The 24,364-nt window shown below is 65.2% G+C and carries 26 protein-coding genes; 12 read left to right on the forward strand and 14 right to left on the reverse strand.

Annotated features, from left to right (window positions below; all coding sequences use genetic code 11):
- Position 1: 1 nt before the first annotated feature.
- A complete protein-coding gene (locus AC1DSF_RS26870; RefSeq protein WP_478183753.1) occupies positions 2–691 on the reverse strand; it encodes an urease accessory protein UreF in 690 nt (229 codons plus the stop codon).
- The gene (gene ureE, locus AC1DSF_RS26875; protein WP_478183754.1) at positions 691–1,272 is read right to left on the reverse strand and encodes an urease accessory protein UreE; all 582 of its coding nucleotides are present in this window, start codon (positions 1,270–1,272) and stop codon (positions 691–693) included. The genes AC1DSF_RS26870 and ureE overlap by 1 nt, the downstream gene beginning before the upstream one ends.
- A 71-nt stretch (positions 1,273–1,343) precedes the next feature.
- Here ureE and AC1DSF_RS26880 point away from each other — a divergent pair, with 71 nt between their 5' ends.
- A complete protein-coding gene (locus tag AC1DSF_RS26880; protein WP_478128166.1) occupies positions 1,344–1,571 on the forward strand; it encodes an AbrB/MazE/SpoVT family DNA-binding domain-containing protein in 228 nt (75 codons plus the stop codon).
- Positions 1,568–1,972: a type II toxin-antitoxin system death-on-curing family toxin gene (locus AC1DSF_RS26885; RefSeq protein WP_478128167.1), complete on the forward strand. Its 405-nt coding sequence runs from the start codon at positions 1,568–1,570 to the stop codon at positions 1,970–1,972. The genes AC1DSF_RS26880 and AC1DSF_RS26885 overlap by 4 nt, the downstream gene beginning before the upstream one ends.
- A gap of 3 nt (positions 1,973–1,975) precedes the next feature.
- On the opposite strand, the gene ureC is transcribed toward AC1DSF_RS26885, so the two are convergent.
- The 4 genes from ureC to AC1DSF_RS26905 form a co-directional block, all read right to left on the reverse strand.
- Complete coding sequence (ureC, locus tag AC1DSF_RS26890) at positions 1,976–3,694, reverse strand: urease subunit alpha (protein ID WP_478128168.1); 1,719 nt, start codon at positions 3,692–3,694, stop codon at positions 1,976–1,978.
- A gap of 2 nt (positions 3,695–3,696) precedes the next feature.
- Complete coding sequence (locus AC1DSF_RS26895; RefSeq protein WP_478146084.1) at positions 3,697–4,002, reverse strand: urease subunit beta; 306 nt, start codon at positions 4,000–4,002, stop codon at positions 3,697–3,699.
- A 9-nt stretch (positions 4,003–4,011) separates the two neighbouring features.
- Entirely contained in the window at positions 4,012–4,611 is a 600-nt protein-coding gene (locus AC1DSF_RS26900) for a HupE/UreJ family protein (protein WP_478128170.1), read from the reverse strand.
- Positions 4,612–4,748: 137 nt separating this feature from the next.
- On the reverse strand, positions 4,749–5,051 hold the full coding sequence (locus AC1DSF_RS26905; protein ID WP_478128232.1) for an urease subunit gamma: 303 nt from the start codon (positions 5,049–5,051) through the stop codon (positions 4,749–4,751).
- Positions 5,052–5,187: 136 nt separating this feature from the next.
- Between AC1DSF_RS26905 and AC1DSF_RS26910 the strand changes: the two genes are divergently transcribed.
- The 4 genes from AC1DSF_RS26910 to AC1DSF_RS26925 all read left to right on the forward strand — a co-directional run bounded on the left by AC1DSF_RS26910 (position 5,188) and on the right by AC1DSF_RS26925 (position 11,218).
- The gene (locus AC1DSF_RS26910; RefSeq protein ID WP_478183755.1) at positions 5,188–8,703 is read left to right on the forward strand and encodes a hybrid sensor histidine kinase/response regulator; all 3,516 of its coding nucleotides are present in this window, start codon (positions 5,188–5,190) and stop codon (positions 8,701–8,703) included.
- Positions 8,700–9,689: a response regulator gene (locus tag AC1DSF_RS26915; protein WP_478146087.1), complete on the forward strand. Its 990-nt coding sequence runs from the start codon at positions 8,700–8,702 to the stop codon at positions 9,687–9,689. Before AC1DSF_RS26910 ends, AC1DSF_RS26915 begins: the two co-directional genes overlap by 4 nt.
- Positions 9,690–9,761: 72 nt before the next feature.
- Positions 9,762–10,430: a hypothetical protein gene (locus tag AC1DSF_RS26920; RefSeq protein ID WP_478146088.1), complete on the forward strand. Its 669-nt coding sequence runs from the start codon at positions 9,762–9,764 to the stop codon at positions 10,428–10,430.
- A 167-nt stretch (positions 10,431–10,597) separates the two neighbouring features.
- Positions 10,598–11,218, forward strand: a complete 621-nt coding sequence (locus tag AC1DSF_RS26925; protein WP_478183756.1) for a hypothetical protein — start codon at positions 10,598–10,600, stop codon at positions 11,216–11,218.
- Positions 11,219–11,232: 14 nt separating this feature from the next.
- Here the strand turns inward: AC1DSF_RS26925 and recJ are convergent, their stop codons facing one another.
- Together recJ and AC1DSF_RS26935 are read right to left on the reverse strand one after the other, a co-directional pair.
- Positions 11,233–12,942: a single-stranded-DNA-specific exonuclease RecJ gene (gene recJ, locus AC1DSF_RS26930; RefSeq protein WP_478128175.1), complete on the reverse strand. Its 1,710-nt coding sequence runs from the start codon at positions 12,940–12,942 to the stop codon at positions 11,233–11,235.
- A 2-nt stretch (positions 12,943–12,944) separates the two neighbouring features.
- Positions 12,945–13,922 (reverse strand): hypothetical protein, encoded by a 978-nt coding sequence (locus AC1DSF_RS26935; RefSeq protein ID WP_478128176.1) that lies wholly within the window; start codon positions 13,920–13,922, stop codon positions 12,945–12,947.
- Between the two features lie 35 nt (positions 13,923–13,957).
- Between AC1DSF_RS26935 and AC1DSF_RS26940 the strand changes: the two genes are divergently transcribed.
- Entirely contained in the window at positions 13,958–15,214 is a 1,257-nt protein-coding gene (locus AC1DSF_RS26940) for a lipoprotein-releasing ABC transporter permease subunit (protein WP_478128177.1), read from the forward strand.
- A complete protein-coding gene (lolD, locus tag AC1DSF_RS26945) occupies positions 15,207–15,902 on the forward strand; it encodes a lipoprotein-releasing ABC transporter ATP-binding protein LolD (protein WP_478128178.1) in 696 nt (231 codons plus the stop codon). The genes AC1DSF_RS26940 and lolD overlap by 8 nt, the downstream gene beginning before the upstream one ends.
- Before the next feature lie 4 nt (positions 15,903–15,906).
- Here the strand turns inward: lolD and AC1DSF_RS26950 are convergent, their stop codons facing one another.
- Genes AC1DSF_RS26950 through AC1DSF_RS26970 form a run of 5 tightly spaced genes read right to left on the reverse strand, consistent with a single transcriptional unit; the run spans position 15,907 to position 20,743 of the window.
- A complete protein-coding gene (locus AC1DSF_RS26950; protein WP_478128179.1) occupies positions 15,907–16,665 on the reverse strand; it encodes an SDR family NAD(P)-dependent oxidoreductase in 759 nt (252 codons plus the stop codon).
- Positions 16,666–16,696: 31 nt separating this feature from the next.
- The gene (locus tag AC1DSF_RS26955) at positions 16,697–17,737 is read right to left on the reverse strand and encodes a VWA domain-containing protein (RefSeq protein ID WP_478183757.1); all 1,041 of its coding nucleotides are present in this window, start codon (positions 17,735–17,737) and stop codon (positions 16,697–16,699) included.
- Complete coding sequence (locus AC1DSF_RS26960) at positions 17,734–18,720, reverse strand: DUF58 domain-containing protein (RefSeq protein ID WP_478128181.1); 987 nt, start codon at positions 18,718–18,720, stop codon at positions 17,734–17,736. The genes AC1DSF_RS26955 and AC1DSF_RS26960 overlap by 4 nt, the downstream gene beginning before the upstream one ends.
- Positions 18,701–19,711, reverse strand: coding sequence for an AAA family ATPase (locus AC1DSF_RS26965; RefSeq protein WP_478128182.1), 1,011 nt, complete (start codon positions 19,709–19,711; stop codon positions 18,701–18,703). The genes AC1DSF_RS26960 and AC1DSF_RS26965 overlap by 20 nt, the downstream gene beginning before the upstream one ends.
- Before the next feature lie 39 nt (positions 19,712–19,750).
- On the reverse strand, positions 19,751–20,743 hold the full coding sequence (locus AC1DSF_RS26970; protein WP_478183758.1) for a S1C family serine protease: 993 nt from the start codon (positions 20,741–20,743) through the stop codon (positions 19,751–19,753).
- Between the two features lie 86 nt (positions 20,744–20,829).
- Between AC1DSF_RS26970 and AC1DSF_RS26975 the strand changes: the two genes are divergently transcribed.
- On the forward strand, positions 20,830–21,690 hold the full coding sequence (locus AC1DSF_RS26975; protein ID WP_478128184.1) for a TatD family hydrolase: 861 nt from the start codon (positions 20,830–20,832) through the stop codon (positions 21,688–21,690).
- Between the two features lie 124 nt (positions 21,691–21,814).
- Positions 21,815–22,153 carry a hypothetical protein gene (locus AC1DSF_RS26980; RefSeq protein ID WP_478128185.1) on the forward strand — a complete coding sequence of 113 codons (339 nt, stop codon included), beginning with the start codon at positions 21,815–21,817 and terminating at the stop codon, positions 22,151–22,153.
- 51 nt (positions 22,154–22,204) lie between these two features.
- On the opposite strand, the gene AC1DSF_RS26985 is transcribed toward AC1DSF_RS26980, so the two are convergent.
- Positions 22,205–23,032 carry a mechanosensitive ion channel family protein gene (locus tag AC1DSF_RS26985; protein WP_478128186.1) on the reverse strand — a complete coding sequence of 276 codons (828 nt, stop codon included), beginning with the start codon at positions 23,030–23,032 and terminating at the stop codon, positions 22,205–22,207.
- Between the two features lie 47 nt (positions 23,033–23,079).
- On the opposite strand from AC1DSF_RS26985, the gene AC1DSF_RS26990 reads away from it, so the two are divergent.
- Positions 23,080–23,613, forward strand: coding sequence for a DNA-deoxyinosine glycosylase (locus tag AC1DSF_RS26990; protein WP_478128187.1), 534 nt, complete (start codon positions 23,080–23,082; stop codon positions 23,611–23,613).
- Positions 23,610–24,362, forward strand: coding sequence for a class I SAM-dependent methyltransferase (locus tag AC1DSF_RS26995; protein ID WP_478128188.1), 753 nt, complete (start codon positions 23,610–23,612; stop codon positions 24,360–24,362). The genes AC1DSF_RS26990 and AC1DSF_RS26995 overlap by 4 nt, the downstream gene beginning before the upstream one ends.
- Positions 24,363–24,364: the final 2 nt, after the last annotated feature.

Consider the following 24,364-nt stretch of genomic DNA (forward strand, 5'->3'; position numbering starts at 1 on the left):
ATCAGCTTCTGAAAAGGCGCGAGTACTGGGTTTCGTGGCGGGCCGATAGCACCGCAAGCATGGGCGAAAAAGCCTGCCGGTCATCATCTTCCAGCGCCATCGCGTTTGCGACGGCCATGGGCATTTCGCCGCTGAGCCGGGCGAGCATGCGCTGCCCCGCGCTCTGGCCGAGGGGGACAGCCTTGACGGCGGCGGCGACCATGTTCTCTGCCCAACCGAAGGCGAAAGCGAGACAGGCGTCGCGCACCGAGGCTTGGGTGCGACTTGCCGCAAAGGCGAATGCGACGGGGTAGCTGGCTGGCAAGGTGCCGAAGACTTGAGTTGCATCGGCGTGATGCAGCTTCAGCCATTCGACGAAAGAGCGGCCCATCTGCTCGGTCTGCAGCAGGAACTCTGCGGACTCGCGCGTATGAAAGACCCAATCGTTGAGCGAACGGATGCGCGAAGAGTCGCCACTTCGCCATGCGCCGATCGCCTGGGCGACCACGGTGAGGTCGGCACGCTCCAGGCTGAGGTGCAACTGGTCAGCCAGCCATTCGGCGGCCGCTTGCTCGGTGCCGATGCCGGCCCATTCGATGGCTGCTTCGAGCCCCTCGGAATACGAGAAGCCGCCGACGGGAAGCGCCGGCGAGGCCAGCCAGATCAGCTGGAGGAGGCTTGCAGCGGGCAGGGCCGCCGGCGTGTCATCCATCAGTGCGAATGGTCATGGGAATGGCCATGCGAATGATCGTGATCGTGAGAACCTGCGTAGGCAGCCGGATGAAGCACTGGCCCGACCGGCGCCGGCCCATGCGAATGCCCTGAATGCCCTTGCCCGTGCGAACCATAGGCGCCGCCTTCGGGCTCGAAGGCTTCCTCGGCTTCTCGCACGATCAAGTGCATCGATCGCAGCATGCCGGCGAGCACATGGTCAGGCTCGATCTTCAGGTGATCGGGCTTGAGTTCGATCGGCACATGGCGGTTACCGAGGTGATAGGCGGCGCGCAGCAAGTCGAAAGGCGTGCCGTGCTCGGTGCAATGCGTGATGACCAGCACCGGCTGCGGCGCGGCGATCACCTTGATCAGCGAGCCGTCTTCCGCAACCAGAACGTCACCCCCGCGCACCGCCGTGCCGCGCGGCAGGAACACGCCGATCTGCCGACCTTGCGAATCGCTTGTATCGAAGCGGCTTTTCTGGCGGACGTCCCAATCGAGTTCGACGGTCGCGGCGCGCTTGAGCAGGACAGGCGCGAGGCCGCCGCCCTGGGGCATGAGTTTGTTGGCGGTGAGCATTGTGGCTTGCGGTCGTATGGAGCTGGCGATAATATAACGCTTGTTATAACGTTGAAATTACGGAGCATTCGATGTCCGCTCTCAAGTTGACTCAGATCGGAAATTCCGTCGGGGTGATCCTGCCAAAGGATGTTCTCGCAAAAATGAACCTAGGCAAGGGTGATACGGTTTACCTCACCCAGGCCACGAATGGCGGAGTCAATCTTTCGCCATACGACGACGAGTTCGAGCGCCAAATGGAAGCCGCGCGGCGAATCATGAAGAAGCGACGCAACGTGCTGCGCGAGTTGGCCAAGTGACGGCCGCCAATCAGCAGTGGACGTGGCTGAGCACGCGAATGATCCTTGCAGCGCATGACGAGCAGTTGGTCGAACATGGTGGACCGGGGGGACTGCGCGATGAAGCGCTCCTCACATCTGCCATGGGGCGTCCTCAGCACAGAGCTTTGTATGAGTCGCCCGACGCCGCAACGCTCGCAGCCGCCTACGCGTTTGCAATTGCCCGCAATCATCCATTCGTCGACGGCAACAAACGCACGGCGTTCATCGCTCTGGAGCTCTTTCTCGACCTCAACGGATGCGAACTGAATGCGTCCGACGAGGACTGTGTTCTCGTGATGCTTGGCCTTGCTGCCGGTCAAGTGGATGAAACGGCGCTTGCACAATGGGTTCGCGAGCGCCTCCTTACGAGCTTGGCCTGACATTCAGAACAGAAAATACCGCTGCGTCATCGGCAGCGAGACCGCGGGATCGCAAGTCAGCAACTGCCCATCCGCGCGAACCGCATAGGTCTGCGCGTCGATCTCCATCTTTGGCGTGAACGCGTTGTGCACCATGTGCTGCTTGCGCATGCCGCGGATGTTCTTCACTGCGCTCAGGTTTTTCGCAAGCCCGTAGCGGCGTCCGATGTCCGCCGCGAGTCCCGCTTGCGAGACGAAGGTCAGCGAACCCTTGGCGAGCGATCCGCCGAAGGCGCCGAACATCGGCCGATAGTGCACGGGCTGCGGCGTGGGGATCGATGCATTCGGGTCTCCCATCGCGGCCATGGCAATGGTGCCGCCCTTGAGGATCGTGAAAGGTTTGACGCCGAAGAAGGCCGGCTTCCAAACCACCAGATCGGCCCATTTGCCGATCTCGATGCTGCCGACTTCATGCGCGATGCCATGCGCGATGGCGGGGTTGATCGTGTACTTGGCGATGTATCGCTTGGCGCGGAAGTTGTCGCTGCGCGCAGGGTCTTCGGGCAGCTTGCCTCGTTGGGCCTTCATCTTGTGCGCCGTCTGCCAGCAGCGAATGACGACTTCGCCGACGCGGCCCATCGCCTGGCTGTCGGAGCTGAACATGCTGATCGCACCCATGTCGTGCAGGATGTCCTCGGCCGCGATGGTTTCCTTGCGGATGCGGCTTTCGGCAAAGGCGAGGTCCTCGGCAATGCCGGGGTCGAGGTGATGGCACACCATGAGCATGTCGACGTGCTCGTCGAGCGTGTTCACGGTGTAGGGCATCGTCGGGTTGGTCGACGACGGGAGAAAGTTGGCTTCTCCGACCACGCGAAGAATGTCCGGTGCGTGGCCGCCGCCCGCGCCTTCGGTGTGAAAGGCGCAGATCGCGCGGCCCTTCACCGCCGCGATGGTGTTTTCGACAAAGCCCGATTCGTTGAGCGTGTCGCTGTGGATCGCGACCTGTGTGTCCGTGGCGTCCGCCACATCAAGGCAGTTGCTGATTGCGGCAGGCGTCGTGCCCCAGTCCTCATGCAGCTTGAGCCCGATCACGCCCGCATCGATCTGCTCGTGCAGCGCCGCCGGCAGGCTTGCATTGCCCTTGCCGAGAAAACCCAGGTTCATCGGGAAGGCGTCGGCAGCCTGGAGCATGCGCTCGATGTGCCATGGACCCGGCGTCGCAGTGGTCGCGAAGGTGCCCGTCGCGGGACCGGTGCCGCCGCCGAGCATCGTGGTCACGCCCGAGCTCAGCGCTTCCTCGATCTGCTGCGGACAGATGAAGTGGATGTGGCTGTCGATGCCGCCAGCGGTGACGATGTTGCCTTCGCAGCTGATCACCTCTGTGCCCGCGCCGATGACGATGTCCACGCCCGGTTGCACGTCAGGATTGCCCGCCTTGCCGATGGCGACGATGCGGCCGTCCTTCAATCCGATGTCTGCCTTGACGATGCCCCAGTGGTCGAGGATGAGCGCATTCGTCATGACTGTGTCGACGGTGCCTTCGGCGCGTGTGCGCTGCCCTTGCGCCATGCCGTCGCGAATGGTCTTGCCGCCGCCGAACTTGACTTCCTCGCCGTAGCCGCCGGCGTGCAGCGTGTAGTCCTCTTCGACTTCGATCACGAGGTCCGTGTCGGCGAGACGGATCCGGTCGCCCACCGTGGGCCCGAAGATTTCTGCGTAGGCGCGGCGCCCGATGGTTGCCATTTTTAAAGCTTTCCTTGCACGAGACCGCGAAAGCCGTATATCACGCGGTCCCCTGAGAAGTCGACCAGTTCGACGGTGCGTTGCTGTCCCGGCTCGAAGCGCACGGCGGTGCCCGACGCGATGTTCAGCCGCATCCCGCGTGCCGCTTCGCGGTCGAAGCCCAGCGCGCCGTTGGTTTCAGCAAAGTGATAGTGCGATCCGACCTGGATCGGCCGGTCCGCCGTGTTCTGGACCACCACCGTCAGCGTGCGGCGGCGGGGGTTGAGGACGTGCTCGCCCTCGTCAGTGATGAGTTCGCCGGGGATCATCGAAATGCCTCAAGCAAGTCCGCCGAGTAGTGCGACGCCGAATGCCGCCACGGCGGCGCCCGCAAGACGGGGCAGCCACCGGTGGCCGTTGCGCAGCGACCATCCAATGGCGATACCGGCGATGTGCAACAGCACGGTCGCGGCGAGCATGCCAGCCAGCGTCAGCGCGGCACCGGATTCGCTCGCCAATTCCTGCCCGTGTGCGACGCCGTGAAAGATGGCGAACACCCCGACGAGCATCGCTGCAGCCAACGCGGGCAGACGCTGTTGCGTGACGACCACCAAGCCGATCACCAGCAGCGACGCAGCAATCATCGGCTCGACCGCCGGCAGCTGCAGACCGCCGAGACCAGCCAGCGCGCCGGCCAGCAGCATCACGGCGAAACCCAAGGGTGCCCACAGCAGATCAGGCCAGGCACGGCGCGCGGTCAGCGCGCTCCAGAGCCCCACCGCCACCATTGCGGCCAAGTGATCAGCGCCGGTCAACGGATGAAGAAACCCGCTAACCAACCCATGGTGAAGCCCCCCATCCACGCCGGTGTGCGCACGCGCGATGAGGGGCAGGGTTGTCAACAACGCAAGCACAGGTGCAAAACGAGCAAGACGCATAAAGAATCCTCAGTTGTTATTCATTCCAGAAACACCGCGGAACCGGCTCAGCCGGGCCGCCGGTGTTGCCCCCGGCAGGGGGTGGAGAGCGACACGAAGTACGCGAGCCTGGGGGCGAGCAACATGAAATCGGCGAGTCATAAGATCGGTTGGTGCACCGTGACGAGTTTGGTGCCGTCAGGGAATGTGGCTTCCACCTGAATGTCCGGAATCATCTCCGCAACCCCGTCCATCACATCCGAGCGAGTGAGCACCGAGCGCCCCTCGCTCATGAGCGACGCCACGCTCTTGCCATCGCGCGCGCCCTCCATGACGGCCGCCGAAATCAGCGCGACGGCTTCAGGGTAGTTGAGCTTCAGCCCTCGCGCGCGGCGACGTTCGGCCAGCAGCGCAGCGGTGAAGATCAGCAGCTTGTCTTTTTCGCGCGGTGTCAGTTCCATGGGTGCGGGGCTCGGCGGCCAGGTCAAATCATTGTGGGCATCCAGAATGCTTTGCAACAGTCGTGCCTCCCTCGAGCCTCCTTCGTGCCCCCATGGGCGCGACTGCGGCCGGGCATGAAAGCTGCACCGCCCTCGCGTGCACTCCTCCGCAGTTCCCCCCGCTCCGGCCGCCGAAGCGCCGCAGCGCATCGTCAAGGTCAGGCGCGACTACAACAGCTGGGTTGCCAGCGAGACGCTCGAAGACTACGCCCTGCGCTTCACGCCGCAGCGCTTCCGGCGCATGGCCGAATGGCGCGTGGCGAGCACCGCTTTTGGCGGTGCGGCCTCGTTCCTGATCCTGGAGGCCGTCGGCGCGACCCTGCTGGTGCAGTACGGCTTCGTGAACGCCTTCTGGGCCATCTTGTGCACCGGTCTGATCATCTTTCTGGCCGGACTGCCGATCAGCGTCTACGCGGCGCGCTACGGCGTCGACATGGACCTGCTCACGCGCGGAGCCGGCTTCGGCTACATCGGCTCGACGCTCACGTCCCTGATCTACGCATCGTTCACCTTCATATTCTTCGCGCTCGAAGCGGCGGTCATGGCCTATGCGCTCGAACTGGCGCTCGGCGTGCCGCCCGTCTGGGGCTACCTCGTTTGCGCGCTGGTGGTCATCCCGCTCGTGACGCATGGCATCTCCGCCATCAGCCGCTTGCAGGTCTGGACGCAGCCGATCTGGCTGCTGATGCTGGTCGTGCCGTTCGGTTATGTGCTGGCGCGCAATCCTGGTGCGTTTTCAGGCATTGCGCACTATGTAGGTGTCAAGTCATCGTCGATCGGCTTCGACTTGCACCTGTTCGGTGCCGGCTTGACTGTCGGCATCGCACTGATCACGCAGATGGGGGAGCAGGCCGACTATCTGCGCTTCATGCCGGCGCGCTCGGCGGCGAACCGGCGGCGTTGGTGGGCCGGCGTCCTGGTCGGGGGGCCGGGCTGGGTGGTGCTCGGGGTGCTGAAGATGCTCGGCGGTGCGCTGTTGGCATATCTCGCCATCAGCCACATGGTGCCGCCCGAGCGAGCCGTCGATCCCAACCAGATGTACCTTGCCGCGTACGAATACGTGTTTCCGAACTACGGCTGGGCAGTGTTGGCGACGGCCATCTTCGTGGTGATCTCGCAGCTCAAGATCAACGTCACCAATGCCTACGCCGGCTCGCTCGCATGGAGCAACTTCTTCTCGCGCGTCACGCACAGCCACCCCGGCCGCGTCGTCTGGGTGGTGTTCAACGCGCTCATCGCCTTCATGCTCATGGAGATGAACGTGTTCGAGGCGCTGGGCGACGTGCTCGGCCTTTACGCCAATATCGCCATCGCGTGGATGATGGCCGTGGTGGCCGACCTGGTCATCAACAAGCCGCTCGGGCTCTCGCCGCCCGGCATCGAATTCAAGCGCGCGCACCTGTGGGATATCAACCCGGTCGGCGTGGGCGCGATGGCGCTGGCTTCTGTGGTGTCGATCACTGCGCATCTGGGCGCGTTCGGGCCGCTGGCGCAGGCGTTCTCGGCGCTGATTGCGCTCGGCACGGCTTTTGTCACGTCGCCTCTCATCGCCTGGGCCACGCGCGGCAAGTACTACATCGCGCGCGTTTCCGACGAAGGCGGCGCAGCGCCGTTCGAGCCGGCCGCGCGACGCTCGGTCGTGCGATGGGCGCGGGTCGAATCCGATGCGGGGAGCTATCGGCGCCTCTCCGTGCAGCGCTGCGTCATCTGCGAGCGCGAGTACGAAGGCCCGGACATGGCGCATTGCCCGGCGTATCAAGGTCCTATTTGCTCCCTGTGCTGCACGCTCGATGCACGCTGCGGTGACCTGTGCAAGCCGCAGGCGAGCCTTTCGGCGCAATGGTCGGGCGCCTTGCGATGGCTGCTGCCACGCCGCGTCTGGCCGTATCTGGACACGGGGCTCGGGCACTTCCTGCTGTTGATGCTGATCGTCGTGCCTCTGCTCGCGGCGGTGTTTGGCGTGCTCTATCAGCAGGAACTCCGCGCTCTCAGTGAAGGTGCCGTGAGCGGAGCAATGCTTGACCTGGAGCTTGCGTCGCTGCGTTCGGGTTTTTTCAAGGCGTACATGGCGCTGATGCTCATCGCAGGCATCGTCGCCTGGTGGCTCGTGCTTGCGCAGCAGAGCCGCAAGGTGGCGCAAGAGGAGTCGAACCGCCAGACGCATCTGCTGGTGCGTGAGATCGACCTTCACCGCGAAACCGATCGCGCCCTGCAAGCGGCCAAGCAGTCTGCCGATCAGGCCAACCAGGCCAAGAGCCGCTACATCAGCGCCATCAGCCATGAACTGCGCACGCCGCTCAACAGCATCCTGGGCTACGCGCAGCTCATGGGGGAGGACGCCGCGGTGCCGCCGCATCGCAGGCAAGCGGTGGCGGTGATCAAGCGCGGCGGGGAGCATCTGCTGTCGCTGATCGAGGGAACGCTGGACATTGCCCACATCGAAGCCGGCAAGCTGACGTTGCATGCCAAGCCGATGCAGTTCGCCGACGTGATGAGCGAATTGGCCGACATGTTCGAGCTGCAGGCGCTCGAGAAAGGCCTGGCGTTTCGCTTCGAGCCCACGGGCGCCTTGCCCGAACTGGTGCGCGCGGATGAAAAGCGCGTGCGCCAGATCCTCATCAATCTGCTGGGCAATGCGATCAAGTTCACGACAGCAGGGCAGGTCACGCTTCGGCTTCGCTACGCACGCGAGTTCGCGGCCATCGAGATCGAAGACACAGGCGCGGGCATGTCCACCGAAGAGCTGGGCCGGATCTTCGAACCGTTTGCACGCGGCACCACCGCGGGATCTGCGGCGCCCGGCGCGGGTCTTGGCCTGACGATCGCCAAGATGCTGGTCGACCTGATGGGTGGAGAGATGACGGTGCAGAGCACGCGAGGCGTGGGCTCGGTGTTTCGGCTGCGCCTTTTTCTGCCGCACGTGCATGCTCTGCCCCCCGGGCAGCACCTGCGCCGTGTGCCGGCAGCGCGCGCGAGGCGTGGCTACGAGGGCCGGCGACGCCGGTTGATGCTCGTCGACAACGAGGAAGCCGACCGCGAGTTGCTTGTGCAAGTGTGGGCGCCGCTGGGCTTTGAACTGCGCACCGCCGCGAGCGGGCACGATGCGCTCGACCTGATCGCGGCCGGCTGGCGCCCGGACGCGATGTTCGTGGACCTTGCCATGCCCGGCATCGATGGATGGGAAACCATCCGCCGCTCGCGTGCGCTGGGGCTTGCGGGTGCGGCCGTTGCCATCGTCTCGGCCAACGCCTTCGACAAGCGCCTGGATAACGACGTCGGCATCACGCCGGAGGATTTCTTCGTCAAGCCGGTGCGCCACAGCGAACTGCTCGACTGGCTGGAGCGGCGACTCGAACTGCGCTGGACCGACGATGCCGTCGCGGCACCGCCGTCCGCACAAGCCGTGGCAGCAGGCACGATGCCTTCCCCAGACAGGCTGCGCGCGCTCGAAGAAGCCGTGAGCCTGGGTTACTTTCGCGGAATCATGAATCAGCTCGACGAGATCGATGCGGCCCAGCCCGAATGCGCTGCATGGACCGCCACGCAACGTGCGCTGGCGCGGCAGTTCCAATTCGACAAGATGTGCGCTCTTCCGGCGGGGAGCACTTCATGAGCACGTCCGCACGCGAGTTCGCCGGCAACAGCGATCTCGTTCTCATCGTCGACGACGTGCCGGACAACCTTGCCGTGCTGCACGATGCGCTGGACGAATCCGGCTACACGGTGCTCGTTGCCACCAGCGGCGAGCAGGCGCTGCAACGTGCCGCGCAGGCCCGCCCCGACATCGTGCTGCTCGACGCGATGATGCCGGGCATCGACGGCTTCGAGGTGGCGCGCAGGCTCAAGGCCGACGCCGCGACCGCGCACATTCCGATCGTCTTCATGACGGGATTGACCGAGACCGAGCATCTGGTCGCTGCGCTGGAGGCGGGCGGCGTCGACTACGTGACCAAGCCGATCAAGCCCAAGGAAGTGCTCGCCCGCATGAACGTGCATCTGCAGGGCGCGCGCCGCGCACGGCAGGAAGCGCAGCAGGCCGGGCAGGCGCGCAACGCCCTCGACGCCTTCGGCTATGCAAGCTTCACGGTGCGCATGCCGGACGGCAAGCTGATCTGGCAGACCGCGCTCGCGCGCGACCTGCTCCTGCGCTATTGCGGCACCAGCGCGCCCGTGACGCCACCGGTCGTCCTCGAATGGCTGCAGCGCCATCTGCCGGACGCGGCACAGCGGCAGATCGAACCGCCGGTGCTGTCGATCGAACAGGGCGCCGCGCGGCTCAACTTGCGGCTGCATCAGCAAACCGGCCATGACGATGACGGCGATGACTGGCTCATCATCATGCGCGAGGAGTCCGACACTTCGGTGATCGAGGCCATGAGCCTGAGCCTGAAACTCACCGCGCGCGAGGCGGAAGTGCTGTACTGGGTGGTCAAGGGCAAGACCAACAAGGACATCGGCGAAATCCTCGGCAGCAGTCCGGCGACCGCCAAGAAGCACCTCGAACGCGTGTACGTCAAGCTGGGCGTCGAGACCCGCACCGCGGCCGCAGGCGTTGCGATGAAGCGCATCCGCGAATTGCAGCCGCAGTTCGAGATCTGAAGCAGCATTCGGCACAACGGCTTCTCGGGGTCGCCACGGCGCTTGCATCTCGCGCTCCTAGAATGCGCCGCCATGACTCGGGCCGTTCTCCCTTTGCTTGCATTCATGCTTGCTGCGACAGCGCACGCCGGCGGCCATTTCGATGTCGATGACGCCGGCACCCTGGACCCCGGCCGGTGCCAGTACGAGCTATGGGCCGGACGATTCGGCGCGGCCGAAGCGACGGACTACCACGTCGGCCCCGCCTGCCGCGTCGGACCGGTCGAACTGGGCCTGAACATCGATCGCTATTCGGCGCTGGATGCGCACGGCTACGTCGTCGGCCCGCAGCTCAAATGGACCTACTTCGGCAACGCGACCGATGTACCCCTCGAAGCAGCGATATCGGCGGGCCTGAGTTATGACGTGACGCATGGTGGGCACACGGGCGGCCAACTTGTGTTTCCCGTGAGTTGGCGCGCGCTGGAGAGCCTGTCGCTGCACGCGAACCTCGGAGCCGACTGGGACACGGTGAACGGCAAGCGCACCGGCCGCGGCGGCGTTCAGGCCGAATGGGCCCTGAACGGAAAGGCAAGCCTGATCTTCGAGCGCTTTCGTGCGTTCGACATCTGGACCTCGAGGGCCGGACTGCGATACAGCGTCACACCGATGCTCAGTGTCGATCTGAGTGGCTCCCGGAGCGGGACAAACAAGGTCTGGGGCTACGTGATCGGCGTGAACCAGGAGTTCCGGGGACTTTGAACGCGTGAGCTCGGCAGGCACGCAAGGCGCGCCCTACGCCAATGGGCATCATCCATACGACGGATGCGCAAGCGCCCAGGGCCATGCAGACTCGGATCAGATGTCATCCCCGCTTCACCGGACCGTGATGTAGTTCACGTTTTGCACGAGTGAGGCCCCACTGCGCCATGCCACGAACCGACCCCTCCTTGCACACTGGTTCGCTCTCGAACGCCACCCGCGAAAGGCTCGCCATGCGTATCGTGCGGACCCCCTCGAACAAGCTCGAAGGACCGATCTCGGACTATCACGTACTCACCTACGCGGACTCCGAATACGGCCCCTTGCCCCACTACACGAAGCGTCGCGTGCCGCGTGAGCAGGTGGAGGAGCTGGTCAGCCGGATCAACCAGCGCGGCGAAGCCGCAAGCTTCTTTCCTCTGCCGCTGAGTGCGGTGCCCAGGGCGGTGATCTGGGACAAGCTGCGTTGGCCCGAGCTTCGGGCGCACCTTGCGGACTTTCTGCGCGCCAATGCGCGTGGCTTCGGCGCCCGGCGCATCCTCATCGACCTGCAGTCGCCGCACGGCACCGCGCATGTCATGGAGGCGGTGCGCGGCGCGGTCGAAGACGCTCCCCCCATTTGCGTGGACGAGATCGTGGTCGTTGCACCGGCAGAGCCGGACGCGGTGGACACGTCGTCCAGGCGCCAGCGCAACGCCGAGACGTCAGAGGCTCAAGCCGCCAAGGAAGAGCTGGTGCGCGCGACCCCGAAAGCCCGCATCGAACGCATTCGCCCGCCTGCTTCCTGAGAAGCCGAGGCGCCTCAGATTTCAGCGCCTTCAACCAGGAACCTGACCCGCCGCACGCCCTGCCATTCGTCGGCATCCAGCCGGTAAGCGATCACCACGCGAGCCGGCAGCGGCTCGGTATGGCCGAACCAGATGCCGTCGACCGGCTTGCCCTTGTGCTTGAGCTTGAGGGCCAGGTGCTTTTCGCCGACCAGCCGCTGCGAAATCACCTCGACCTCTTCGCTGAAGGTCGGCGGTGCGAAACCCTGGCCCCACACCTCGCGGTGCAGCGTGTCGACCAGATCGACGCGGAGATATTCAGGCGCGAGCGGGCCGTCGGTATCCAGTCTGCGCGTCAGGGTGGCTGCGTCGAGCCATTCCTGCGCCACTTCGGCCAGTGCCTTTTCGAAAGCCTCGAAGTGCTCGCGCGCGACCGTGCAGCCCGCCGCCATCGCATGTCCGCCGAATCGCAGCAGCACGCCTGGATGCCGCTTGGCGACAAGATCGAGCGCGTCGCGCAGGTGGAAGCCGGGGATGGATCGCCCGGACCCCTTGAGCTCGTGCGACTTGCCGTCGGCGCCGCTCGCCGCGAAGACGAAGGTCGGCCGATGGAATCGTTCCTTGATGCGCGATGCCACGATGCCGACCACGCCTTCATGGAAGTCGGCGCCGAACACGCTGATGGCCGCAGGCGCTGTCTGCACGTCGGCAAACAACGATTCGGCCAACACCAGAGCCTTCTCGCGCATGCCGCCTTCGATGTCGCGCCGTTCGCGATTGATGCCGTCGAGGGTGCGCGCAAGTTGGTCCGCGCGCCCGGCATCATCGGTCAGCAGGCATTCGATGCCGAGCGTCATGTCGGCCAGGCGGCCGGCTGCGTTGATGCGCGGGCCCAGCGCAAAGCCGAAGTCGAACGTCGTCGCCGCCGCGGCATTGCGGCCGGCGGCCTTGAACAGCGCCGCTACGCCTGCCGGCATCGCGCCCGCCCGGATGCGCCGCAGGCCCTGCGCCACGAGCCGCCGGTTGTTAGCGTCCAGCCGCACTACGTCCGCGACCGTGCCCAGCGCGACCAGTGGGAGCAGGGCGTCCAGCTTCGGCTGATTCGTGACGTCGAACACGCCCCGCGCACGCAACTCGGAGCGCAACGCGAGCAGCACGTAGAACATCACGCCGACGCCGGCGATGCTCTTGCTCTCGAATGCGCAGCTCGGCTGGTTGGGATTCACGAGCACATCGGCGTCCGGCAGCGAGGGACCCGGCAGGTGGTGATCGGTGACCAGCACGGCCAGTCCGCGCGCCTTGGCGGCGGCCACCCCTTCGACGCTTGCGATGCCGTTGTCGACTGTGATTAGCAAGTCCGCGCCGCTGTCCGCCACGCGTTCGGCAATGGGCGGCGTGAGCCCGTAGCCGTCGGTCACGCGATCGGGCACGAGGTAAGCGGCGTGCTTCGCGCCCAGGAGCCGCAGGCCGCGCACGGCGACGGCGCAGGCGGTGGCGCCATCGCAGTCGTAATCGGCGACCACGCAAAGCCGCTTGTCATCCCGGATGGCATCGGCCAGCAGCACCGCTGCCTCACGGGCACCGTGCAACGTGACCGGCGGCAGCAGCAGTGCGAGTCCGTCGTCGAGCTCGTCCTTGCCGAGCACGCCGCGCGCTGCATAGAGTCGCGCCAGCAACGGATGCACGCCGGCCTGTTCGAGTGCCCAGGCGCTGCGCGGGGGGATGTCCCTGGCGATGATCTTCATGGTTATAGCGCTCCGAGCACGTCGCCGGTGCTGACTCTGCTGAAGAGGTTGCGGGCCCATCCGACCAGTCCGCGAGGCTGCACGCCGAAGCAGCGGGCGCCGCGATCGCCGCACAGTGTCAGCATGACATCGGCGCCCCCGGAGGCATCGGCCAGCAGTGCGGCCATCGGGCCAGCATCGAGCGCCTGCCAGGCTGAAGCCCAGGCGGCGCCATCGTCGCGCAGGGCAGCCGTGCGCAAGGAGTCGTCCACCTTCGGCGGTGGGCCGTTCGGGCTCCGTGATTCCGGCAAGTTGCCCGTGCCGCTCAGCCAGAAGGAATTGATCGGCGGGACACCGCGCGCAGCACGGTCGTCGTTCACGCGTTCGGTATAGAGCAGCATCTGCATCTCGTTCTGGAGCCTGCGGAGCGGCCGCGCGGCATCGGTGAGCGGCGACCACTCGGAAATCGGCGAGCCGACCGCACGATCGATCGATGCCGTTGCGAGCCCGTCGAAAACCTTGCCGTGAGCGAGCCAGCGGCCCGGCGTCGACGATGCGTGCAATGCGATGCCGTCTTCCGCGAAGAAGGGCTGTGCGGCCTTCAGTAACGCGGCCGACTCGGATTCGTCGATATGAATGGCGGCTGGGTCGCCGAGCACCACGTCGTCGATGCCGACATGCCAGTGGCAAAGCGTCGCCAGACCCCAGCTCGCACCGGTGTCGGTGGGACCGAGGCCGGATTGCTTCGCTTCGAGGGCCGCCCACGGAATGCAGCCGTCGGGCGCCGCGATGCCCAAGGCATCCGCCAGGGCGCGTTCGTGCGGCGGCGAAAGGGTGTTGTCGTCCTGCATGTCCTCATGCATCAGCGAAATCCGGCCGAGGAGGGCTTCGAGCTTTGGCAGCCGAAGTCCGGTCAGCGCTTCTCGGCAGGCGGGCGAGCCTCTGCCGGCGAAGGGGATCAACAAATGACGGGAGCTGGAGGGCACAGGGGACACGGGCATAGGCCTATTGTCCGGGATGCCACAATTACCGCCCTATGCGACTCCCCTACGAACTGCAACTCGGCTGGCGCTACACGCGCGCAGGCCGGGCGACGCGGCGCAACGGCTTCATTTCCTTCATCTCTGGCGTATCGATGTTCGGCATCGCGCTCGGCGTGGCTGCATTGATCATCGTGCTGAGCGTGATGAACGGCTTCCAGAAGGAAGTGACCGACCGGATGCTCGGCGTGATCTCCCACATCGAGATCCTGTCGCGCGATGGCCAGGCGCTCGGCGACATCGACGCGATCATGGCCGAAGCGCGCAAGAACCCCCAGGTGATCGGCGTCGCGCCGTTCATATCAGCGCAGGCGCTGATCGCGCGCGGCGAAGACATGAAGGGCGCCCTGGTTCGCGGAATCCAGCCCGAACTGGAAGCACAGGTGACTGATCTTTCCAGCGACATGCAGCAGGGTTCGCTGTCCAAGCTGGTGCCGGGGCAGTTCGGCATCGTGCTGGGGGTCGAACTCGCGCGATCGCTGTTCGTGCGCGAAGGCGATCAGGTCACGCTGATCGCACCCGGCGGCCAGGTCACGCCGGCTGGCGTCGTACCGCGGCTCAAGCAGTTCACGGTCGTCGGCACCTTCGATTCGGGGCACTACGAATATGACTCGTCGCTCGCCATGATCCACGAGGAAGACGCCGCCCGTGTGTTCCGCCTGGAAGGGCCGAGCGGGGTGCGCCTCAAGCTCAGGGACCTGCATCAGGCGCGCGAGGTGGCCGACGAACTCGGCGCCACGCTGCCGGGGCAATTCCTCATTCGCGACTGGACGCGCGCGAACAAGACGTGGTTTGCGGCCGTGCAGGTCGAGAAACGCATGATGTTCATCATCCTGACGCTGATCGTGGCGGTCGCGGCCTTCAACCTCGTCTCCACGCTCGTCATGACGGTCACCGACAAGCGCGCGGACATCGCGATCCTGCGCACGCTGGGCTCCAGTCCGCGCAGCATCATGGGCATCTTCGTGGTGCAGGGGGCCATGGTCGGTGTCGTGGGCACGCTGGCCGGCTTGCTGCTGGGGCTGGGCATCGCCTACAACATCGACGTCATCGTCCCGGCGCTGGAGCGGCTCTTCCACGCGAGCTTCCTGCCCAAGGACATCTACCTCATCAGCAAGATGCCGAGCGATCCGCAGCGAGGCGACATCGTGCCGATCACGGTGATCTCGCTCATCCTCGCCTTCGTCGCGACCCTCTATCCAAGCTGGCGCGCGAGCCGCGTCAATCCCGCGGAGGCTCTGCGCTATGAGTGAGGTAAAGAACAACGGGAACGTTGTCCTCAAAGTCCGCGGACTGACCAAGCGCTTTCAAGAAGGCCGCATCGACCTCACGGTTTTGCACGGCGTCGACCTCGACGTGCATGCGGGCGAGACGCTGGCGATCGTTGGCGCGTCGGGCTCGGGCAAGAGCACGTTGCTGCATCTGATGGGCGGGCTCGATGCGCCAACCTCAGGCACGGTGGAACTGCACGGTGAAAACATCGCGCATGTCGATGCCGCCGAGCAGGGGCGCCTGCGCAATCGGCATCTGGGCTTCGTCTACCAGTTCCACCATCTGCTGCCGGAGTTCAGTGCACTCGACAACGTGGCGATGCCGCTCAAGATCCGGCGCATGCCGCCGGCAGAAGCGCACGATGCGGCGGTCGCGATGCTGCGCGCCGTGGGTCTCGGCGAGCGCGTCCAGCATCGTCCCTCGGAACTGTCGGGCGGCGAACGCCAGCGCGTCGCCATCGCCAGGGCTCTGGTGACGCAACCCGATTGCGTGCTGGCCGACGAGCCGACCGGCAACCTCGACCGTGCGACGGCCGACACGGTGTTTGCGCTCATGCTGCGCCTTGCGCGCGAGCGCAACACCGCTTTCGTGATGGTCACGCACGACGAGAGCCTGGCAACGCGCTGCGACCGCGTGCTGCGCCTGACGGCAGGCCGGCTCGCCGATTGAGCCTTCAGGCCGCGATCGAATAGCCGCCGTCGACCGGAATCGCCGTTCCGGTCACGAAATCCGACGCGTCGCTGGCGAGAAACACCGCGATCCCGGCCAAGTCCCGGGGCTGTCCCCAGCGGCCGGCGGCGGTGCGTGCAATCACCCGTTCATTGAGCCCCGGCACCTGGGCGCGTGCGCCGTCGGTCAGCTCGGTCTGGATCCATCCCGGCAGCACCGCATTGACCTGGATGCCGTCGGCCGCCCATGAAGCGGCCATGGCGCGCGTCAGTTGCACGATTCCGCCCTTGCTGGCGCCATAGGCGGGCGCATAGGGCGCGCCGAAGATCGACATCATCGATCCGATGTTGATGATCTTGCCGCCGCCGGCTGCCTTGAGATGCGGATGCGCGGCGCGGCAGCAGAGAAAGGCGCTCGTCAGATTGGTGTCCATGACCTGGTTCCACTCGGCCAGTGCGAGTTGGTCCACGGGCTTGCGCACGGTGGTTCCGGCGTTGTTGACAAGGATGTCGAGCCGGCCGCAGCGCTCCGCGAGCTGATCGAACAACGCCTGCACCGATGCCTCGTCCGTGACGTCGGCGGCAAGTGCGAAGCTGTCGCTGCCCAGCGCCTTCAGCGCGTCCAGCGCCGCCGCCGACTTCTGCGCATTGCGCCCCGCGACCACCACTCGAGCGCCGGCTTTGGCCAGTCCTTGCGCCATGCCGAGGCCGATGCCGCCGTTGCCGCCGGTGACGAGCGCTACTTTCCCACTCAGATCAAACATTCGCAATCACTCCTTTGCGTTCGAAGGAACGTCAGAGGATGCGATTGAACCAGAGCAGCGAAAGTCCCGCCGAAAGCAGCGCCAGGGCGGCGGCGCCCATCGCGAAAAGCGCGGAGACTTCGGTCTCCTTCTTCTCGACCGTGAGACGCGAACTCAGCGAGCTGTAGACCTTTTTGAGGTCGGTCGCCGTGCCCGCGTAGAAGTACTCCGCCGAGGTCTTGTTGGCAATCGCCTTGAGCGTTTCCTCGTCGAGCCGCACGCGCATCGACCAGCCTTCGAAGCCGATCGTCTCGCCGTCGACCGTGCCGATGCCCACCGTGTAGACGCGCACACCGCGATCGGCCGCAGCCTTGGCGGCATCGAGCGGGTCGACGCCGGTGGTGCGCTGGCCGTCGGTCAGCATGATGATCGCCGCCGAGGTGTAGGAGCCCGGCGCGACCGGCGTGAAGTCTTTCTGCTGTGGCTTGCCGGCGTGGTCGATCGAGACACCGCGCTCGCGGCTTTGCGGACCGAAGTCGGAGATGTCGATGCCCGCGTCAGGGAACAGCGTGGCGAGCGAGACGACGATCGCGTTGCCCGTCGCGGTCGCGCGCTGCAACTGGAACGAGTCGATGGCGGTGACGAGGTCCTCGCGATTGGTGGTGGGCAACTGCGCGACCTGGGCGCTGCCGGCAAAGGCGACGACACCGACCTTCACGGTGCGCGGCAGCTCTTTGAGGAAGCTTTTGGCAGCTTCCTGTGCGGCCACGAGGCGGTTGGGCTGAACATCGGCCGCCCGCATGCTGCCGGACACGTCCATGGCGAGGATGATGGTCTGCTGGTTCGACGGCAGCACCACCACGGCCATCGGCCTCGCAGCGGCAATCAGCATCGCAGCCAGCGCCAGCAGAAAGAGGAAGGGCGGGATGTGGCGGCGAATCGTCTGCCCCGCACCCATGGCCTCGCGCACGATGGACAGGCTCGCATAGCGCAGCGCCAGCTTCTTCTTGCGCCGGATCAGCCACAGGTACGGCAACACCAGCAGCGGCAGCGCCAGCAGGAGCCAAAGGAATTGAGGCCACAGGAAATTCATGCTGCCACCGCCTTGGAGTTGGAGGCGCGTACGCGGCGCTTGCGCATGTCGGCGAAACGCACGATGGCATCCACCAGATCGTCGTCGGTCGAGAGCTCGAGTGTGTCGACGCCGATCTTCGCCAACGCCTCGCGCAACGTGGCTTCGCGCTCCGCGGCGATGCGGGCAAATCGCTTGCGGAAACCGGCGTCGTGCGTGTCGACCCAGAGTTGCTCGCCGGTTTCGGCATCGCGCAGGGGCACCAGGCCGAGGTCGGGCAGTTCGAGTTCGAGCGGATCGAAGAGCCGCACCGCCACGACGTCATGGCGCTGGACCAGGTGCGAGAGCGGCTTTTCCCAGCCGGGTTCGCTCATGAAGTCGGACACCACGAAGACTGTCGATCGACGCGGCATCAGCATGGCTGCGGACTTCAGCAAGTCGGCGAGGCGTGTCATGCCTTTCTGGTCCGGCGCGATCTTGGCCGAGCGTCGTTCCATGGCGTGCAGCAGATGCAGCACATGCCGCCGTCCGCATCGCGGCGGAATCACCGCCTCGACATCGTTGCCATAGACCATCGCGCCGACGCGATTGCCGTGGCGTGTGAGCAGCCGGGCGATGACCGCGACGAAGCCGGCCGAGATCTCGCGCTTGGCCCTGACGCCGGAGCCGAAATCGACCGAGCGGCTCAGGTCTAGTACGAACCACGCCGCCATTTCGCGGTCCTCGGTGAAAACGCGCACGTGCGGCGTCTGCAGCCGCGCCGTCACGTTCCAGTCGATGTGCCGGACGTCGTCGTGGTGCTGGTATTCGCGCAGGTCGGCCAAGTCCAGGCCTGCGCCACGCATCAGGGTTCGGTAGTCGCCCTGCAGAAGGCCGTCGAGCCGCCGGATGACCGTCCACTCGAGCCGGCGAAGCGCGCGCTCCACTCCGCCCGCCACGGCGTCGGCCGTCGCGAGCGCCTCGTCGTTGGCCGCTTTCGCGCGCCTAGGCCACCAGCTTTTCATGTTCGAGTGGTTTGGCGGGTGCAGGTACAGCTCGCATGATCCTGTCGATCAGCCCATCCGGGGTCAGCCCTTCGGATAAGCCCTCGTAGGACATCGTCACGCGATGGCGGAGCACGTCCGGGACCAGCGCCGTCATGTCTTCGGGCAGCGCATAGCTCCTGCCTCGCAACAGCGCCAGGGCGCGAGCGCCTTCGGTCAGGTTGATGCTGGCGCGCGGGCTGGCCCCGAAGGTAATGAAGCGGCGCATGTCCTTCATGCCGTGCTTCTCGGGCGTGCGCGTGGCCGATACGAGCCTGACTGCGTACTGAATGAGAGAAGGGTCGACATATACGCGGCGGGCTTCGGCCTGCAGGGCCGCGAGCTGGTCCGTGGTGGCAACGGCGGCGGCTTCCACGAGCGGGCCGATCACGCGCTCGACGATCACGAACTCTTCTTCATCGGTCGGATAGTCGACCAGCACTTTCATCATGAAACGGTCGACCTGCGCTTCGGGAAGCGGATAGGTGCCTTCGGTCTCGATGGGGTTCTGCGTCGCCATCACCAGGAAGGGACGCGGCACCTTGTGCGTTTCGCCGGCGATGGTCACCTGGCGCTCCTGCATCACTTCGAGCAGCGCGCTCTGCACCTTGGCTGGGGCCCGGTTGATTTCGTCGGCCAGCAGCAGGTTGGCGAAGACCGGGCCGAGCGAAGTGCTGAAGTCGCCGGTCTTCTGGTTGTAGATGCGGGTACCCACGAGGTCGGCCGGAACGAGATCGGGTGTGAACTGGATGCGCTTGAACTGCCCGCGCACCGTGTCGGCCAAGGTCCGGACCGTGAGCGTCTTGGCAAGGCCGGGCACCCCTTCGACGAGCAAGTGGCCGCCGGCCAGCATCGCGACCATCACGCGTTCGAGGAATCGGTCCTGGCCGACGACGACGCGCTTCACCTGATAGAGGATCTGCTCCATCAGCTCGGCGGTGGCAGCGGAGGTCGGTTCTGTCTCTGTGGTCATGCCTTGTGCTTTCTTCGAGTGTTCGGAATCAGGTGGTGGTCAGAAAGGCGGCGAGCCGGCCGCGGTTGCGGCGTTTTCGATCGGCACCGCGAAACCGATGCCAATGAAAGTGCGCTGCTGAGTCGGATTGAGGATGGCGGTGACGATGCCGAGCACTTCTCCGTTCATGTTGACGAGCGGTCCGCCTGAATTGCCCGGGTTCGCAGCAGCGTCAAACTGGATGAGATTGCCCAGTTCCTGCTTGCCCTCCGGCGATCGGAACGAGCGATTCAAGCCCGACACCACGCCCGCGGACACCGACGGACCGATACCGAACGGAAAGCCCACGGCGGCAACTTGATCGCCAGGCTGGAGGTCGGCGGTCGAGCGCATCGTGGCCGGGATGAGGTCGTCAGGCAGCTTCTGCGCCTGCAGCACGGCGAGGTCGTTTTCGGGCTGCACGCCGGTGACGGTAGCGGGCGATTCGAGGCCGTCGGCAAAAGTGACGTGGATCGATTCAGCCCCCGCCACCACGTGCAGGTTGGTCAGGATGATGCCCTTGTCCACGATCACGACGCCGGTGCCCACACCGCGCTCTACCAGTTGTCCTGGGCCTTCGTCGGGCGGCGCTTCCGGCGGTTTGCCCTTGGCGAGGTTGCGGCCGCGCTTCTCGGTCTTCGCTTCGGGCGTGGTCTTCTCGGTGCCGTAGCCCACCACGCGCACGACGGACGGGCGGATGATTTCCGCCGCCTTGGCCGCGGGAGAAGGAAGCGTGGTGGTCTGCAGCGTGCGCAGCACTGCCGCGTCGATGTCTTTTTGCGTGAGGACGCGCGTGCCTTGATGCGGCCACATGCTGGCGCCGCCGGCTCCCAGTCCGACGCAGAGCACCAGCAGCAGCGCAGAGAGGCTGCGGCGTCCGGGCCGCCAACGCTTGCCGGAAGATCGTCCTGACGCGCCGGGCATGTCGGTCGCATCGGGAACGTCGGCAGCGCCGGGCGCGGCCGCATCCTGCGGCCCACGGGGCGAGCGGCTGTAGAAAGCTGGCCTGCGCATTGGGCACCTCCGACAAAAGAGAACGCTTGAGGAGGCACGGTAGCACGCTTTCCGCGGCTATGCATCCGTTCGGGCATCATCGCGGGATGGTCGTCTTTGTCGATACCCACTGCCATCTGGACGCGCCCGAATTCGGCAACGACATGCCCCAGATCCGGGCGCGCGCGAAGAGCCTGAACGTGGCGCTTTGCGTCATCCCTGCGGTGGCTCAGTTCAATTTCTCGGTCGTGCGCGAACTGGCGCATCGTCAGCATGACGCCTATGCGCTTGGCATCCATCCGATGTGCACGGGCGAGGCTTTGGACGAACACCTGCAGCTGCTCGACGCCGAACTTGCGCAACATCGCGACGATCCCCGGCTGGTTGCCGTTGGGGAAATCGGCCTCGACTTCTTCGTCGAAGGCTTGGATGAGGACAAGCAGACGCGCTTCTTTCACACTCAGTTGCAAATCGCGCGCAAGCACGATCTGCCTGTGATCATTCACGTGCGCCGATCGGTCGACAAGGTGCTCAAGCACCTTCGGCAGGTCGCCCCCGGACAGAAATGGAACGGGATCGCGCATGCCTTCAACGGAAGCGAGCAGCAGGCGCAGGCCTGCATCGAACTTGGGCTCAAGCTGGGATTCGGCGGCGCCGTGACCTTCGAACGCGCGCTGCAACTGCGCCGCCTCGCGACGACGCTGCCGCTGGAGGCGATCGTGATGGAAACCGATTCGCCGGACATTCAACCCCACTGGCTCTACCGCACGCAGCCCCAGAGGGACGCAGGCGAGCCGCAAGGGCGAAATGAGCCCGGCGAGTTGCCCCGCATTGCTGCCGTGGTGGCGAAACTGCGCGGCATCGCTGTCGAAACCCTGGCCGAGGCGACTACCCGCAACGCGATGGCCGCGCTTCCCCGGCTGTCTTCGCTGCTGGCGGCGTCGGAGGCGACGCCGCCCCCTGCGTAGGCCAAGCGCTCGACTTGCGCCGTCCGCGGGGTTCAAATGTCATTCGGTGTCATCCTTTGCCACCGCGACATCGTTGCGTCATAGTGGCCCCACGGTCACTCCAACTTACAGAGGAGTTTTTCCAATGAGCAAAATCATCGTTCGTACCTTGCCTGCCGCTTTGGCTGTGGCCTTCGCTTGCGTCGGCATGTCGGCTGTAGCGCAGACTGAAACCCAGAAGCTGGAGAAGGACACCGAAAAGGCCTGGGACTCGACCAAGAAGGGCACCGAGAAAGCCTGGGATGCCACGAAGAGCGGGACCAAGAAGGCTGCGCACGCGACCGAGAAGGGCGCCAAGAAGGCCGGTGACGCGGTCAGCGACGTCGCCAGCGATGCCGCGTCGGGCACTCGCCACGTCGGGAACAAGATCGGCGAGAAGATCCCGGGCACCGAGCAAAACGAAGCCGCCAAGAAGAAGCCCTGAGCTTCCCCGCTTTTTTATGATGAAGAAAAGCCCGCTCACGCGGGCTTTTCTTCACGCTGCCGCCGGCGTCACGTTGCGATGCGCGAGCGGCGTTTCCGGCGTCGGATAGCCCGCCATGCCGAAGGTCTGGACGATGGCCCGGTGCGTGTCGAAGTACACCTGCCAATAGTGATCGGTATGTGTGTAGGGCCGCACGGCAAGCAGCGGCCCTTCAGGCGTGAACTGGAGGATCTCGATGTCCGGCGGCTGTTCGGTCGACACATTCGGAATATTGCGTACCGCCGTCTTGAGCAACTCGATGGCCTGATTGACATCGACGCCGTTGGCAACCTTGGCCGTGGTGTCGACCCTGCGCCATTTCAACTGGCTGAAGTTCTGGATCGTCTCCGAGAGCACCTTGTTGTTGCCGACGGTGATGATGGTGTTGTCGGGCGAGATGAGCGTGGTGCCGAACAGGCCGAGCTCCTTCACGGTGCCGGTGGTGCCTCCGCCCACGGTCACGAAATCGCCGACGCCATAGGGCCTTAGCACCTGCAAGAAGACGCCTGCCGCGAAATGCGTGAGCAGGCCCCCCCAGGCGGTGCCAATTGCCAGGCCTGCGCCCGCGAGCAATACGGCGAATGACGTGGTGCGAATCCCGAACATGTCCAGGATCGCGAGGACCAGCACGATGGTCAGCAAGACCCCGAGGATCGAGACGAGGTAATGGCTCAGCGTCGCATCCAGCTTTCTGCCGCGTTCGAGGGCCTTGGCCGTCAGCCGCTGCGCAAGCCCGATGAGCCATCGTCCGATGATCCAGGCCGCGATGGCGCCGATCACTTTCAGGCCAAAATCCACCCCCTGCGTCGTCAGGAAAATCCAGATCGCTTCCGTATTCATGCTTTCTTCCTCACAGGTGCTGGTGCTTCTGCAAACCAGCCATCGTTATGGATAAGCCGACTCCGCACCCAGGCGACGCGAAAGTCGTGCTCACGGGGCTTGCTCCGATCGTTTCCGCCAACACCGCCTTGTTGATACTCGGCAGCTTTCCTGGGGCCCGGTCGATCGCGCAGCAGCAGTATTATGCGCACCCGCAGAACCACTTCTGGAAAATCTTGCAGGCCTTGTGGCCCGGAAACCCGCTGCCAGTGGGCGAAGGCAGCTATCAAAAGCGTAGCGAATGGCTCCTCGACCGCGGGTTGGGCGTGTGGGACGTGTACGCCAGTTGCCAGCGCCAAGGGAGCCTCGATTCGGCAATCCGCGATGCGGTGGTCAACGACATCGCGAGTCTCCGGCTGCCGAAGCTCGCGGCCATCGCCCATAACGGCGGCGAGAGTTTTCGACACGCGCGGCACACCCGGACGCTCGGCGTGCCCGTTTACCGATTGCCTTCGTCGAGCCCGGCCAATGCATCATGGAGTTTCGAGCGCAAGGTCCAGGCTTGGCGCGAAGTGTTTGAAAGGTATCTGGTCATCCCATGAAGATCGTTCTCCCCGAGGTCAATTTCTCCGATTGGGGAGACGTGCGCTATCTGCATCTGGGCACTGAGTGGGTGCAAGGCTCCATGAAGCTCGATGCACCTTTCGAGATCGAGCTCGAATACGTGCAGCGCATGATGGCTTGGCTGCTCTTCGTCGACGATGCCAGCGTCTCAAAGCGGCATGCGATGCAGCTCGGCCTCGGCGCTGCGAGCCTCACCAAGTTCTGCCGCAAGACGCTGCGCATGCGGACGACGGCCATCGAACTCAATCCGCAGGTCGTCGCCGCATGCCGTGGCTGGTTCAAGCTGCCGCCCGACGACGGCAAACTGGAAATCGTGATCGCCGATGCCGCGAGCGAAATCCGCGAAGCGAAGTGGCTCGGCACGGTCGATGCGCTTCAGGTCGATCTCTATGACCATGAAGCCGCCGCGCCGGTGCTTGACAGCGAGGACTTCTACGCCGACTGCCGCGCGCTGCTCACCGAGGACGGCTGCATGACGGTCAATCTCTTCGGCCGTTCTTCGAGCTACGAAGGCAGTCTGGAGAAGATTTCGGCGGCGTTCGGCCAAGACGCGGTCTGGGCGTTCAAGCCGACGCGCGAGGGCAACACCATCGTGCTGGCGCAGCGCACCGCGACCCGGCCGAAGCGCCCCGCGCTTGCCGAGCGCGCGCAAAGCATCCAGACTCGCTGGCGCCTGCCTGCCTCGAAGTGGCTCCGGGTGTTCAAACCGCTCGAAGCGAAAACCTGATT

The sequence above is a fragment of the Variovorax sp. 01N429 genome (assembly GCF_056399425.1).